We start from the raw sequence: 13,093 nt of genomic DNA, 5'->3' as shown, positions 1-13,093 counted from the left end.
TCGCGCCCTGGCGCTACGGGCGGTGGCGCGTTCCTCGACAGAGGTGCTCCTAGGCGGCGCGCATGGGTGGGATGTCGGATACGTCGATGCGGCGCTCGGCGTGCCATAGGTCATAGGCAGACTGCATATTGAGCCACGATTGGGCCGTCCCGCCGAATGCCGCCTGAAGCTTGACGGCCGTCTCCGGCGTGACCGGCTGCCGCTCGCGGAGGATCGCGTGGAACTGCTGACGCGACATCTTGAGCGCCTTCGCCAATTCGGTCTTGCTCATCCCGAGCTCGGGCACGACGATTTCCCGCAAGATCGCTCCTGGATGGACCGGGCAGCGATTTGAATCACGCTTGGGATAGGTCCTAGGCTTCGACATTGGTTCCAACCTCAGTGATAGTCCTCAAGATCGACATCGACGGCATCGCCATCGTCCCAGCCAAAGGTAATGCGCCAATTGCGCGTGACGATCACTGCGAACTGGCCTTTGCGTTTTCCTTTCAGCGGGTGAAAGCCGAAACCCGGCAAATCCAGATCGGCCGGCGCGGTAGCCGCATTCAATCGATCAAGTATCGATCTGATCCGCTCGGCCGAAGCTGGCGGCAGCCGCTTCGTTTCGCTTCTTTCCCAGTACCGCTTCAGGGCTTTGTTCCGGAACGAAGCGATCATGCCTAAGTGTAAGGTATTGAATTACAGACGTCTAGTATTACCTTACATGCGCGAGCGGTTGAGGACTGGACCTTGACCAGAAATGCCGCTACAAGGTGCGCGCCTTCAACCACCCCTTACCTGCGCTGGTACGCAGGAGTGAGAGGAGAGACCAGATGTCGCAAATCTCCCTGACATTTCCTGACGGTTCGGCCCGCGCCTTCAAGCAAGGCATTACCGGGCGCGAGATCGCCGAGCAGATTTCCAAATCGCTGGCCAAGAAGGCCGTCGCGGTGCAGCTTGACGGCAAGACGCGCGACCTCGCCGAGCCGATCAAGGACAACGCCAAGATCCGCATCCTCACGCGCGAGGACAAGGAGGCGCTCGATCTGATCCGCCACGACGCGGCGCATGTGATGGCCGAGGCCGTGCAGGAGCTTTATCCCGGCACCCAGGTCACGATCGGGCCGGTGATCGAGAACGGCTTCTATTACGACTTCGCGCGGAAAGAGCCGTTCACGCCCGACGATCTGCCGCGGATCGAGGCGAAGATGGCCGAGATCATCGCCCGCGACCGGCCATTTACGTGCGAAGTGGTGTCGCGCGAGAAGGCCAAGGCGCTGTTCAAGAAGAAGGGCGAGACCTTCAAGCTCGAGCTGATCGATGCGATCCCCGAAGGCGAGGAGGTCAAGCTCTACAGCCAAGGTGAGTGGCTCGACCTCTGCCGCGGGCCGCACATGACCTCGACGGGCAAGATCGGCAAGGGCTTCAAGCTCACCAAGATCGCTGGGGCCTATTGGCGCGGGGATTCGTCGAAGCCGATGCTCCAGCGCATCTACGGCACGGCGTGGGCGACCGAGGAGGATCTCAAGGCCTATCTCAACCAGCTCGAAGAGGCCGAGAAGCGCGACCATCGGCGCCTGGGGCGCGAGATGGACCTGTTCCACTTCCAGGAGGAGGCCCCGGGCGCCGTGTTCTGGCATCCCAAGGGCTGGGCGCTGTTTACGGCGCTGATCGGCTACATGCGCCGGCGCCAGAACGCCTGGGGCTATGTCGAGGTCAATTCGCCCGACATGATGGAGCGCACGCTATGGGAGCAGTCGGGCCATTGGGAGAAGTTCGGCGAGAACATGTACGTCACCGAGACGCCGGACGAGCGCATCTTCTGCTGCAAGCCGATGAACTGCCCCGGCCACGTGCAGATCTTCAAGCACGGGCTCAAGAGCTATCGCGACCTTCCTTTGCGCATCGCCGAGTTCGGCAAGGTGCATCGCTACGAGCCGTCGGGCGCGCTGCACGGACTGTTGCGCGTGCGCCATTTCACCCAGGACGATGCGCATATCTTCGTGACCGAGGACCAGATCACCGAGGAATGCGTCAAGCTCAACGAGCAGATGCTGTCGATCTACCGCGATTTCGGCTTCACCGATGTGCGCATCAAGTTCTCCGACCGACCGGCGAAGCGGGTCGGCTCGGATGCGGTGTGGGACAAGGCGGAGGCCGCGCTAAAACGCGCCGTCGAGGCGGCGGGCCTCAGCTACGAGCTCAATCCGGGGGAAGGCGCCTTCTACGGGCCCAAGCTCGAATATGTGCTGCGGGACGCGATCGGCCGCGATTGGCAGTGCGGAACGACGCAGGTCGATTTCAACCTGCCGGGGAGGCTCGGCGCCTTCTATATCGCGCCGGACGGCGAGAAGCGCGTGCCGGTGATGATCCACCGCGCCATGTTCGGCTCGCTCGAGCGTTTCACCGGCATCCTCATCGAGCACTACGCCGGGCATTTGCCGCTCTGGCTTGCGCCGACGCAAGTCGTGGTCGCGACCATCGTGTCGGACGCCGATGACTATGCCGGCGAGGTTCTGGAGCGGCTGAAGACGGCGGGATTCCGCGTGGAGGCCGATCTGCGCAACGAGAAGATCAACTACAAGGTGCGCGAGCATTCGCTCGCCAAGGTGCCGGTGCTGCTCGTGGTCGGCAAGCGCGAGGCCGAGGAGAAGACAGTGTCGGTGCGCAGGCTCGGCTCGCAGAAGCAGGAGGTGATGGGCCTCGATGAGGCCTTAGCCTCCCTCGCCGACGAGGCGGTGCCGCCCGATCTGCGCGAGACCAAAAAGGCCAAGGCGGCCTAGCTAGCACGATCGTGTACCCGATCCTCACCATCGGGCATTCGAACCACCCGCTCGCGCGCTTCATTGCGCTGCTTGAGGACGCTCAGGTGACAGCGGTCGCCGATGTGCGCTCGGCGCCGGTGTCGCGTTTCGTGCCGCATTTCAACAAGGATCGTCTCGCCGCTTCGCTTGCCGAGCGAGGGATCCGTTATCTTTTTCTCGGCAAGGAGCTCGGCGGGCGGCCAGAGCGTTCGGAGCTGTTCACCGACGGCATTGCCGATTACGAGAAGATGGCCGAGCAGCCTCCGTTTGCGTCAGGCATCGCGCGGCTCCTCCAGGAGTCGAACAACGGGCGCATTGCCGTGATGTGCGCCGAGGCCGATCCGCTCGATTGTCATCGGTGCCTTCTCATCGGACGCGCTTTGAGCCGCAGCGGCGCCGATGTCGGGCACATCCTTGCCTCGGGAGAGGTCGTCGCCCAAGCCAACATCGAGGCGAAGTTGCTCGATCTCGCAGGGTTCAGCGAAAATGGGCTTTTGTTCGCCGTGCGCGACGAGCGTCTGGCTGAGGCCTATCGCGGCGGGCGCGAAAGGTCGCCTACGCGGAGCGCGATAAGCCGCTCAGCGGGCGGGGCGGAGCAGCGCGCCGGGATTGATCAGGGGCGCGTTGGGATCAGCCGGACCGCTCGAGAACCCGCCGAAGCCGAGGCCGGTATTGCCGGGCGGCGCTGTGCCGTCGCCGGCGACCGCGCCCGCAGGCGGGGAGGGCGGTGGGGGCGGCGGGGGATCGAGCAGCTGCTTCAACGCTTCCGGCGTCGTCGGGCCGTCCTCGACCACGACTTCGATCTGCTTCGGCTCGCTCGATTCTATGGAGAATTTTCGCGTGTAATTGAGCCCACCGTGATCGGCGACCACGGCATAGCTGCCGTTGGCAAGGATGTGGGTCGGGAGCGCGCCCACGTTCTCCTTCACCACGTCGCCCGCCGACGTGAGGATCTTCCATTTGGTGTCGGCGAGCGCCTCGCCGCCGAGCGTCTGCACCAGCTTGAAGGTGACCTTCGCTCCGGTCTGCTTGATGGTCGCCTCGGTGAGCTTGCCGGGCTCGACCGTCACGTCGCACTTCACGCTCGCATTGGCGTCGCCATAGACGCTCACGACGTGGTAGGCGCCGGCATTGAGGCGGATGACAACGCCCGGCTTGGCGTTGGCGAGGATCCGGCGACGGTTGCCGAACTGATCTTCCTCGTCCGAGTAGATGTCGAAGTGGATGTTGCCTTCGGGCACCGGCTCGCCGCTCGGCAGCGTGGCCGCGAGCTTGAGCGCCCCGGTGTTGAGCACGAAGGTCTCCTCGATGGACTTGCCGCTTTCCACGGTGATCTTCTTGGTGAGGTTGGAAAGGCCGTAGGCCGCGTTGACGAGATACTCGCCGGGCAGAAGCGCCGCCGTCGGCATCGCCTCGCGATGGGTGGCGATGAGCTTGCGCGTGCCGTCGGGAGAGGGTGCGGCGGCGTAGACACGCCACACGAGGCCCGAGTCGAGCTTGGGCCCCTGCTCGGTCACGAGCGCCTTGAAGGTCACCGGGACCGGGAGCTTGATCTCGGGGGCGGGGGGCTTCGGTTTTGCCGCGGGCTGGGCGAGCAGGAGCGACTGTCCTGGGGCCGGCACCGACTTGTTCACCGCCGTCTCGCCGCTTGGCGGGGCGGGCGCGGCTTGAGCGGACGATTTTGCCGCCGTCGACCCGCTGTCGCCCGAAGCCTCCGGCTCGATAACGGGCGGGGGAATGGTGACGGTGCGGACGCGCGCCGGCACCGGTGCGTCGCTCACATTCGGCGCGGTCGGGGGTGCCGCGGCCTGCCCGGCATCATTGCCGCCACTCGCTTCGCCCTCGCCGGCAGCCTCAGTTGCCACGGTCGGTTGCGGAGACGGTTCGCCCGATGCAGCATCGAGGATGGTGGCAAGGCCCTGCTTGAACTCATCCGGGGTCGTCGCCGCGACAAATGTGCCGCCGGTGACGGCCGCAACGCAAGCAAGCGGCTTCACGCTGTCTTCCTTGTCATCGAAGCCGAGCACATGGATGCGCAAGCCTTTCGTCTTCTCCTTTAGCGAGGAGGCGGTCGCGCAGATATCGGCGTCGCAACTGTCGCCGCCGTCGGCGATCAGCACCACATCGAGCCTGGCGTCGGTCCCTTGCACCCCCTTGGCTGCGTCGGAAAGCGCGGCAGCGACAGGAGAAGCGCCCTTCGGCTTGATGGCGCCGAGCATCTTTGCTTGCGTCTCGGGGGTCAGTTCCCCCGGCTTCGCCAGCACCTCGCTGTCGGCGCAGTTCGAGGCCTTGCGGTGGCCGAAGGCGACGAGACCGAACGAAAGCTTCTCGCCGTAGACGCCGATGGCCTTGCCGAGCTCGGTGCGGACGGTCGCGATCTTGCTCGTCCCGCCGACCTTATCGTTCATGCTGCTCGAGGCGTCGAGGACGACGATGGCCGGAGCATGGGCGGGAGCCGCCGTGGGCGGTGGTGCGTCTTTGGCAAGAGCGGCGGCGCCCGCTCCGAGAAGAGCGGCCGGCAGGAGCGCAAGCCTAAGCTTCGCGCAGCGTTCCCCCCGCATGGCGTCTGCTCCGATCGTCTTGCCGCGCGCTGTTATACCGTTTTCCGGCAGACATGATTGAGCGAAATTCTTTTGAGATTAAGGCCGAATTTGGGGAGGTCGGCCGGCGGCGAGGGCTGGCATCAGGCCCATTGTTTGGCTCCTGCTTTCGCGATAGGGAACGCGACCTTTTGGCCTGTACAACCGACTTCATGACAAACCCCATTCTCGATCTTCTGCTTACTCGTCGCTCGGTTTCGGCCAACAGCCTGACCGAGCCCGGTCCGAGCGACGACGAGCTCGAGCTCATGCTGCGCGCGGCCTCCCGCGTGCCCGACCACAAGAAGCTCGTGCCGTGGCGTTTCCTTCTGTTTCAGGGGGAGGCGAGGGCGGCGTTCGGCACGGTGCTCGCCGAAGTGTGCGCCGCCGAGGAGAAGGATCCTGGCGCCTTTCGCCTCGAGACCGAGCGCAAGCGCTTCCTGCGCGCACCCGTGGTCATTGCGGTGATTTCACGCGTCGTCAAGAACCCGGCGGCGCCCGAATGGGAGCAGGTGCTCTCTGCGGGCGCCGCCTGCCAGAACTTGATCCTCGCCGCGGCCGCCCTCGGCTACGGCGCGCAATGGATCACGGAGTGGTACGGCTACAGCGAGGGCGTGCGCAAAGCCCTTCGTCTCGCCGAGAACGAGCGCGTTGCAGGCTTCGTCTATGTCGGCACGGCCAAGGAGAAGCCCGAGGAGCGCGAGCGGCCCAAGCTCTCGGACGTCGTTGCGCCCTGGCGCCCTTAGGCCCACCGTCAGAAGCCGAACTGTTCGGCGAGGATGCGCTCGGCAAGCGTGTGGCCGGGGTCGAACATCATGAAGATGTCGATCTTGCTCTCCTCCATCACCTCAACCTTCACCACGTTGCGGAACTCGGTGTGGTCGGCAGTGGCGCTCACCGGCCGCTTGTCGTGCTCGAGCACCTCGATCGTGACCTTGGCGTCGTTTGGCAGGAGAGCGCCGCGCCAGCGGCGCGGGCGGAACGGGCTGATCGGGGTGAGCGCCAGCAGCCCGGCGTTGATCGGCAGGATCGGGCCGTGCGCGGAAAGATTGTAGGCGGTCGAGCCGGCAGGGGTCGAGACCAGCACGCCGTCGCAGATCAGCTCGGCGAGGCGCACGGTGCCGTCGACTGCGATCCTGAGCTTGGCGGCCTGATAGATCTGGCGAAACAACGATACCTCGTTGATGGCGAGCGCCTTGTGCGTCACGCCCTTCGCCTCGTGCGCTGTCATGCGCAAGGGGTGGATCACGGTGACCTCGGCGTGTTTCAGCCGCTCCTTGAGGCCGTCCTCGCGATAGTCGTTGAGGAGAAAGCCGACCGAGCCCCGGTTCATGCCGTAGATCGGGATGCGGCTGTTGAGATGGGCGTGCATCGTTTGAAGCATCAGCCCGTCGCCGCCGAGCGCAACGATGGCGTCGGCCCTTTCGGGCGCGACGTTGCCGTAGCGCTTGATCAGCGCGATGCGCGCTTCCTGCGCCTCCTCGGTGTCGCTGGCGACGAAGGCGATTTTGTCGAAGTTGGACTTGACCATGCCGATGCGCTTGGAGCTTGCTCAAGGAGCGGGCAGTATAAACGCGACCGTGCGGGCCCAATGCAAGCCCTCAATCGGCGCGAGCCATGGTGAATCGATGGCGAACGAGGACCGAATTGTCCTGATCTATACCACCTTGCCTACGCTCGACGACGCCAAGCGCGTGGGCGGGGCGCTGGTCGCGGCAAGACTCGCCGCCTGCGTCAACATGTTCCCCGGCATGATCTCGATCTTCGAGTGGAAGGGGGCGCGCGAGGAGGCAAGCGAGGTCGCCATGATCATCAAGACGCGCTCTGGCCTGGTCGAGGCCGTGCTTGCCGAGACCAAGCGGCTGCACCCTTACGAGCTGCCGGCGCTGCTCGTTCTGCCGATCGAGGGCGGAAGCGCCGAATATTGCGGCTGGATCGTGAGCGAGACGAAGGGCTCGGGCGCGCGATGAGCGGGCGCTACGTGCTCGCCATCGATCAGGGAACCACGAGCACGCGCGCCATCCTGTTCGACGACGAGGCGAAGCCGTGCGCCGTCGCGCAAAGGGAGCTCAATCAGATCTATCCGGCGCCGGGATCGGTCGAGCACGATCCGGAGGAGATCCTGCGCTCGGTGATCGAGACCGGGCGGGAGGTACTCGCCGGGGTAGGCGCCGATGCCGTCGCCGCGGTCGGCATCACCAATCAGCGCGAGACGACGGTCGTGTGGGAGCGGGCGACCGGGCGGCCTCTCGCCAATGCCATCGTTTGGCAGGACCGCCGCACAGCCGACCTCTGCGCCGAGTTGCGCGACGAAGGATGGGGCGCTCATGTCGCGGAGGCGACGGGGCTCATCATCGATCCCTATTTCTCGGCGACCAAGCTCGCATATCTGTTGCGGCATGTACCCGGATTGGAGGCTCGCGCGACCCGAGGCGAGGCGTGCTTCGGAACGATCGACAGTTTTCTCGTGTTCAGGCTAACCGGGGGCCTGCACGCGACCGATGCTTCGAACGCCGCCCGCACCATGCTCTACGACATCAGGTCGGGGCGCTGGGACGAACGGCTGCTCGACCGGCTCGGCGTGCCGAGGGCTATGCTCCCCGAAATCCGCGACACGCAAGGCGATTATGGCGCGACGCTGCCTGAGTATTTCGGCGCGGGCCTGCAGATCAGAGCGGTTGCGGGAGATCAGCAGGCCGCAGCTTACGGCCAGGCTTGCTTCAGGCCGGGCATGCTGAAAGCGACCTACGGCACGGGCTGCTTCGTGCTGGCAAATACCGGCAGGGAGAAGGTCACATCGGCCACGCGCATGCTCTCGACCGTGTTCCATCAGCTTGCGGGCGTGCGGAGCTACGCGCTCGAAGGCGCGATCTTCATGGCGGGAAGCACGGTGCAGTGGCTGAGGGATGCTCTCGGCCTGATCGGGAGCGCGCGCGAGAGCGAGGCGCTCGCTGTGGCGGCCAATCCGAAATCCGGCGTCTACCTCGTGCCGGCGTTCCAGGGGTTGGGCGCCCCGTTCTGGGATGCCGAGGCGAGAGGCGCCGTGCTCGGGCTCACGCTTGCCGCATCAAAGGCCGATCTCGTCGCCGCCGGGCTCGAGGCTGTCGCCTTCCAGACGCGCGATCTTCTCTCGGCCATGCGCCGCGATATGGCGGAGGGCACCATTCCGGTCGCGCCCGTGCTCCGCACCGATGGCGGCATGACGAGCAACGCCTGGTTCATGCAGCGGCTTGCCGACATCCTCGGCGAGCGCGTCGAGGTCGCGCTCTATCCCGAGACGACGGCGCTCGGCGCCGCCTATCACGCGGGTCAGGCTATCGGCCTTTACGGCGACGACGCCGAGCTCGAATCGGCGTGGCGGCCTGGCGCGCGTTTCGAGCCGATCATGGGCGAAGCCGAGCGCGAGGCCCGTTACGGCGGCTGGCTCGAGGCGGTGGCGCGGGTGAGGAGCCGGCAAAGCCGGTGAGGCGTCATTGGCTGAGACGCATCTTGACGAGCCGATGAGGCAGGATGGCGGGACCGCGAGACGGCTCGAGGACGTTGCACCGTCATACCGTTTGAATCGCGTTGGGAGATTAGCCTTCCCTTCCAGCTCCGGCTTGCTATTGCGCGTTGCGGACGCCATGATCGGGCAAGCGTCCCCTGCCAACGCCTCGGCGTAACGCCCTTGTTGTCGTTCGAAAATTTGGCGCTCAGGCGCCCCAGCAATCTCGACATGCCGACCCTGGGGCGCGATGCCGTGGCGGGCGCGATCTCGGCCGTCGTCCAGGTCGCTTATTGCATCTCCTTCGCCGCCCTCATCTTCACCGGCGACCTCGCCAGCGGCTTTCCGCTCGGTCTCGCCGGCCTCATTATGGGCGCCGTCGTCACCTGCATCGTGATCGCCGTCACCTCGACCTTCTCCCCGGTCGTTGGCGGTCCCGACTCGCCCGCCGTCGCGGTCATGAGCGTGCTCGCCTCCTCGATCGCCACCGCGCTTCAGGCCAAGGGCGCGAGCACCGACGCCATGGTTCTCAACGTGCTGGTCGCGCTCACGGTCAGCACGCTGCTCACCGGCATCCTGCTCTACGGCACCGGCGCGCTCAAGCTCGGCCAGTGGCTGCGATTCATTCCCTACCCGGTGATCGCGGGCTTTCTTGCCGCCTCGGGCATCCTGCTCATCACCGGCGGCATGGAGGTCATCACCCAGACCAACCTCACGCTCCAGCCGTTGAGCTGGGAGGTGCTTTACTCCGAGGCGTACGGGCCACAGATCCTGCTGGGGGCGCTGTTCGCCGCGGCCATTCCGATCCTCGGCCGCTTCGTGCCGAGCTATCTCGCCCTGCCGCTCGCCTTCTTCGGCTTTCTCACGGTGATGGACGTGGTCCTGTTCGGCTTCGTCGGCCCCGGAACACTCCGCGAGGAGTGGTTTCTGCCGAGCCTCGGCGAGTTGCGCCTTTGGCTTCCGGTCAACGCCATCCTGATGCAACCCGTCGACTGGAGCGTGATCGCGCAGTCGAGCGCCGAAATCGGGTCCTTCTGCGGTGTCATGGCCATCGCGCTTCTGCTCGACGTGTCGAGCCTAGAAGTGGCGCGGCAGAAGACCGCCGATCTCGACCAGGAATTCCGCTCCAACGGTCTTGCCAATCTGCTTGCCGCCGCCTTCGGCGGATTCGGCGGATCTCTGTCGATGAACGCTTGCATCCTGCTCGACGAGTCGGGCGCCACCACGCGCTGGTCGGGCGCGATCGTCGGCATCGTGTGCGCCATCATTCTGTTCTCGGGCGTCGACGTCGGCAGCGTGGTGCCGAAGGCGATCCTCGCCGGAATGCTCGCTTATCTCGGCGTGATGATCATCGTCGAGCTGTGGGCGGCGCCGGCGAAGAGCTCGTGGCTCGACTGGGCGCTCACCGGGGTGATGACGCTCGTCATCATCAATTTCGGCTATTTCATGGGCGTGCTGCTCGGGGTGATCGGCGCCTGTCTTACCTTTGCCTTGAGCTACAGCCGCATCGGCGTGATCAGACGCCATCTGACCCGTCACGACTTCTCGAGCAACGTCGAGCGATCGCCGGAGCAGACGCGTCTGCTCCGCGAGGAGGGCCGGCGGGTGCATGTGTTCTGGCTCTCGGGCTTCATCTTCTTCGGCTCCTCGAACGGCCTGTTCGAGCGCATCAAGCGGGTGATCGAAGAGCAGCGCGACAAGCCGGTCGGCTACGTCGTGCTCGACTTCGGCGCCGTGTCGGGCCTCGACACTTCGGCCGTCTTAAGCCTGGTCAAGCTTCGCAATTTTTGCGAGGAGCACGACGTCACGCTCGCCTTCTCGGGTCTCAGCGAGGACATGCAGCAGAGCTTCGACAAGGCGGGCTTCTTCGCGAGCGACCGGCCGCATCAGCGCTTCGCAAGCCGCAACGAAGCGGTCGAGTGGTGCGAAGACATGCTCCTCCTTTATCACGAGGTGGGCGACGCCTCGGTGCACAGCTTCGAGTCGTGGCTCGGCAAGGAATTCGGCGGCCAGCTCGATTTCGCCCGCATCGCCCGCTTCATGGAGCGCGAGGAGCTGGACAAAGGCGCCTTCCTGTTCCGCCAGGGCGAGCCGTCGGATTCGGTCGTGCTGCAAGCTTCGGGCTGCGTCGCCGTCACCATCATCGACGAGCACGGACGTCCGATTCGCTTGCGGCGCATGGTCGGGCACACAGTGGTGGGAGAGATGGGCTTCTACCGTCATGTGCCGCGCACGGCGAGCGTGATCGCCGAAGTGCCGACGGTGGTCTATCGGCTGAGGCGCGAGGCGTTCGACAGGATGCAGGCCGAAGACCCGGAAGCCGCCGCCGCTCTGCACAAGCTCATCATCAGGCTTCTGTCGGACCGGCTCGAATTCGCCAACCGCGAAATCTCGGCGCTGATCTAGCCGGCCGAAGCAGCCGTGGCCGCGCTCAGCAACACCGCAACCAGCGCAAGATAGGTCAGCCCGTGCACGAACTGATCGGCGCCGAGCGCGAACCAGAAGCCGCGGTCGCGCGCCGTCCAGGAGTGGCGATGGGTGACGCGCTCCTTGAACCAGTCGATGTGATAGTGGATCGCGAACTCGCCGAGCGCGATGGCGCCGGCAAGGAGCAGAGAGCCCGGCGCCAGCACGAGATAGACGAGCGGGGTCAGCGCCACGTGGATGCCGGCATGGATGAAGCCTCCGGGATGGCCGTAAGTGCCTTTGTTCAGATACTGATAGGGCGTCTGCAAGTAGAAGTCGGCCACCATGTGCTTGAACATGAGCACGGCGACGGCTGCGAGGATGAGAAGCGCGAGATGGGGCATCGGCGCTACTTCGATAGAGCCTCTGCCGTGCCGTCCCAACGGGGCGGCGGGGGGTTCACGCGGAAATAGGCGATGCGCTCGCGATAGAGCGCGTAGAGATGGTTCAGATTGACGCTGTTCAGTTTCTCGCACTCGGCGGCGAGTGCTTCGGCTTCGTTCCAGTCCTGCGCGCGATAGCGCTCGAGGAACTCGGCGTGCTTCCGCGATAGCTGGATGAAACCCTCCGACTGCTTCAAGGCCTGGTCGCCGAGAAGGGCGAAGATGCGGGTCGCTTCGGTCTTGCCTTTCACCTTAAGGAGGTCGAGCTCGATGAAGGCGAAGTCGGGGGCGCGCGCGGTGGTAGTCTCGCCGACCACGGTGCCGACGTCGTATGTCTTCGACTGGCCCTCGAGGCGCGAAGCCACGTTCACGTTGTCGCCGATCACCGAATAGTCGAAGCGCGTCTCCGAGCCCAGATTGCCGACGCAGCAGAGCCCGGTATTGAGACCGATGCCGAGCTTGACCGGCTTGAAGGCGCGCCCTTTGGCCTCGGCCTCCTCGCGCCAGCGCGCGTTGAGGAGCTTCATCTCGTTCATCATGCGAAGCGCGGCGCTGCAAGCATGGCTCGGGTGGGCAGTGTCGTCGAGCGGCGCGTTCCAGAAGGCCATCACCGCGTCGCCCATGAATTTGTCGATGGTGCCCTGCTCCTCGAGGATGATGTTGCTGAGCGGCGTGAACAGGCTGTTCAGGAAATGCGTGAGCTCCTCGGCATCGAGTCCTTCGGAGATGGTGGTGAAGCCGCGCACGTCGCTGAAGAGGAGCGTCATGTCCCGCGTTTCGCCGCCGAGCCTGAGACGCGACGGATCGTCGGCGAGACGCTCGACGAGGGCCGGGGCCATGTAATGCGAGAAAGCGTGGCGGACGCGATTGCGCTCCCGTTCGGTGCGCAGGAACACGAACAGTGTGCCGGCGAGGTAGATGGCGGTAAGCGATACTGCGGGATAGATCGGATCGACGAGCCAGCCGAGATGGTCGAAGGCGTACCACGAGATGCCGATCACCGCGGCGACGGCGAGGCCGCCGACCACGGCGCTGCCGAGCGCGCCGAGGCGATAGATCAGAATGGCGATGACGGTGCCGAGCACGAGGATATAAAGCAGCTCGGCGGGAGTGGCGAAATCCGGGCGCAGCAGGAAGGTGCCTTGCAGGATCTGCTCGAGCGCCTGAGCATGCAGCTCGACACCGGGCACCGACGCTTGCAGCGGGGTCGCCCTCAAGTCGAGGAGGCCGGCCGCGCTCGTGCCGATGATGACGATACGCCCCTCGATCTCGTCCTTGGCGATCTCGCCGGCGAGGATCTTGTAGGCGGGCAGGTAGCGCTGTTTCGAGCTCGGCGTGAATTTCATCCACATCTGGCCGTTGGCCTCGGTCGGAACCTCGTAGTCGCCGACCTTGACC

At 65.2% G+C, this 13,093-nt stretch carries 12 protein-coding genes and 1 pseudogene; 6 read left to right on the top strand and 7 right to left on the bottom strand.

Annotation, left to right across the window (positions count from 1 at the left end):
* Positions 1-49: 49 nt before the first annotated feature.
* Positions 50-367, bottom strand: a complete 318-nt coding sequence (locus tag VFB18_RS04440) for a HigA family addiction module antitoxin (protein ID WP_324971388.1) — start codon at positions 365-367, stop codon at positions 50-52.
* An 11-nt stretch (positions 368-378) separates the two neighbouring features.
* Positions 379-657, bottom strand: a complete 279-nt coding sequence (locus VFB18_RS04435; protein ID WP_324971386.1) for a type II toxin-antitoxin system RelE/ParE family toxin — start codon at positions 655-657, stop codon at positions 379-381.
* Positions 658-812: 155 nt separating this feature from the next.
* On the opposite strand from VFB18_RS04435, the gene thrS reads away from it, so the two are divergent.
* Both thrS and VFB18_RS04425 read left to right on the top strand, forming a co-directional pair.
* The gene (gene thrS, locus VFB18_RS04430; RefSeq protein WP_324971383.1) at positions 813-2,762 is read left to right on the top strand and encodes a threonine--tRNA ligase; all 1,950 of its coding nucleotides are present in this window, start codon (positions 813-815) and stop codon (positions 2,760-2,762) included.
* A gap of 11 nt (positions 2,763-2,773) precedes the next feature.
* Positions 2,774-3,094: pseudogene (locus tag VFB18_RS04425) on the top strand (DUF488 family protein); the annotation flags it as partial.
* Here the strand turns inward: VFB18_RS04425 and VFB18_RS04420 are convergent.
* Positions 3,056-3,223: a hypothetical protein gene (locus VFB18_RS04420; RefSeq protein ID WP_324971380.1), complete on the bottom strand. Its 168-nt coding sequence runs from the start codon at positions 3,221-3,223 to the stop codon at positions 3,056-3,058. The pseudogene VFB18_RS04425 and the gene VFB18_RS04420 sit on opposite strands and share 39 nt — an antisense overlap.
* A gap of 138 nt (positions 3,224-3,361) precedes the next feature.
* Positions 3,362-5,344 carry a hypothetical protein gene (locus tag VFB18_RS04415; RefSeq protein WP_324971378.1) on the bottom strand — a complete coding sequence of 661 codons (1,983 nt, stop codon included), beginning with the start codon at positions 5,342-5,344 and terminating at the stop codon, positions 3,362-3,364.
* 191 nt (positions 5,345-5,535) lie between these two features.
* On the opposite strand from VFB18_RS04415, the gene VFB18_RS04410 reads away from it, so the two are divergent.
* Positions 5,536-6,108 (top strand): nitroreductase, encoded by a 573-nt coding sequence (locus VFB18_RS04410; protein WP_324971375.1) that lies wholly within the window; start codon positions 5,536-5,538, stop codon positions 6,106-6,108.
* 8 nt (positions 6,109-6,116) lie between these two features.
* Here VFB18_RS04410 and VFB18_RS04405 read toward each other — a convergent pair whose 3' ends face one another.
* Positions 6,117-6,893 (bottom strand): NAD kinase, encoded by a 777-nt coding sequence (locus tag VFB18_RS04405; RefSeq protein WP_324971373.1) that lies wholly within the window; start codon positions 6,891-6,893, stop codon positions 6,117-6,119.
* On the opposite strand from VFB18_RS04405, the gene cutA reads away from it, so the two are divergent.
* The 3 genes from cutA to VFB18_RS04390 all read left to right on the top strand — a co-directional run bounded on the left by cutA (position 6,892) and on the right by VFB18_RS04390 (position 11,252).
* The gene (gene cutA / locus VFB18_RS04400) at positions 6,892-7,332 is read left to right on the top strand and encodes a divalent-cation tolerance protein CutA (RefSeq protein WP_324971370.1); all 441 of its coding nucleotides are present in this window, start codon (positions 6,892-6,894) and stop codon (positions 7,330-7,332) included. The genes VFB18_RS04405 and cutA overlap by 2 nt on opposite strands.
* A complete protein-coding gene (gene glpK, locus VFB18_RS04395; protein ID WP_324971367.1) occupies positions 7,329-8,828 on the top strand; it encodes a glycerol kinase GlpK in 1,500 nt (499 codons plus the stop codon). The genes cutA and glpK overlap by 4 nt, the downstream gene beginning before the upstream one ends.
* A gap of 201 nt (positions 8,829-9,029) precedes the next feature.
* Positions 9,030-11,252 carry a SulP family inorganic anion transporter gene (locus tag VFB18_RS04390; RefSeq protein WP_324971365.1) on the top strand — a complete coding sequence of 741 codons (2,223 nt, stop codon included), beginning with the start codon at positions 9,030-9,032 and terminating at the stop codon, positions 11,250-11,252.
* On the opposite strand, the gene VFB18_RS04385 is transcribed toward VFB18_RS04390, so the two are convergent.
* Entirely contained in the window at positions 11,249-11,656 is a 408-nt protein-coding gene (locus VFB18_RS04385; RefSeq protein WP_324971364.1) for a DUF3307 domain-containing protein, read from the bottom strand. The two genes, VFB18_RS04390 and VFB18_RS04385, sit on opposite strands and share 4 nt — an antisense overlap.
* 5 nt (positions 11,657-11,661) lie before the next feature.
* Positions 11,662-13,093, bottom strand: a 1,432-nt coding sequence (locus tag VFB18_RS04380) for an adenylate/guanylate cyclase domain-containing protein (protein ID WP_324971363.1), incomplete at its 5' end; no start/stop codon positions are given.

It is taken from the genome of Methyloceanibacter sp., from assembly GCF_035650995.1.
Classification (GTDB): domain Bacteria; phylum Pseudomonadota; class Alphaproteobacteria; order Rhizobiales; family Methyloligellaceae; genus Methyloceanibacter.
This window is presented reverse-complemented; position numbering and strand designations above follow the sequence as displayed.

Bases quoted from the DNA above. Each gene is read 5' to 3' on its own strand.
- VFB18_RS04440 (WP_324971388.1), bottom strand. From the start codon at position 367: ATGTCGAAGCCTAGGACCTATCCCAAGCGTGATTCAAATCGCTGCCCG.
- VFB18_RS04435 (WP_324971386.1), bottom strand. From the start codon at position 657: ATGATCGCTTCGTTCCGGAACAAAGCCCTGAAGCGGTACTGGGAAAGA.
- thrS (WP_324971383.1), top strand. From the start codon at position 813: ATGTCGCAAATCTCCCTGACATTTCCTGACGGTTCGGCCCGCGCCTTC.
- VFB18_RS04415 (WP_324971378.1), bottom strand. From the start codon at position 5,344: ATGCGGGGGGAACGCTGCGCGAAGCTTAGGCTTGCGCTCCTGCCGGCC.
- VFB18_RS04410 (WP_324971375.1), top strand. From the start codon at position 5,536: ATGACAAACCCCATTCTCGATCTTCTGCTTACTCGTCGCTCGGTTTCG.
- cutA (WP_324971370.1), top strand. From the start codon at position 6,892: ATGCCGATGCGCTTGGAGCTTGCTCAAGGAGCGGGCAGTATAAACGCG.
- VFB18_RS04405 (WP_324971373.1), bottom strand. From the start codon at position 6,893: ATGGTCAAGTCCAACTTCGACAAAATCGCCTTCGTCGCCAGCGACACC.
- glpK (WP_324971367.1), top strand. From the start codon at position 7,329: ATGAGCGGGCGCTACGTGCTCGCCATCGATCAGGGAACCACGAGCACG.
- VFB18_RS04385 (WP_324971364.1), bottom strand. From the start codon at position 11,656: ATGCCCCATCTCGCGCTTCTCATCCTCGCAGCCGTCGCCGTGCTCATG.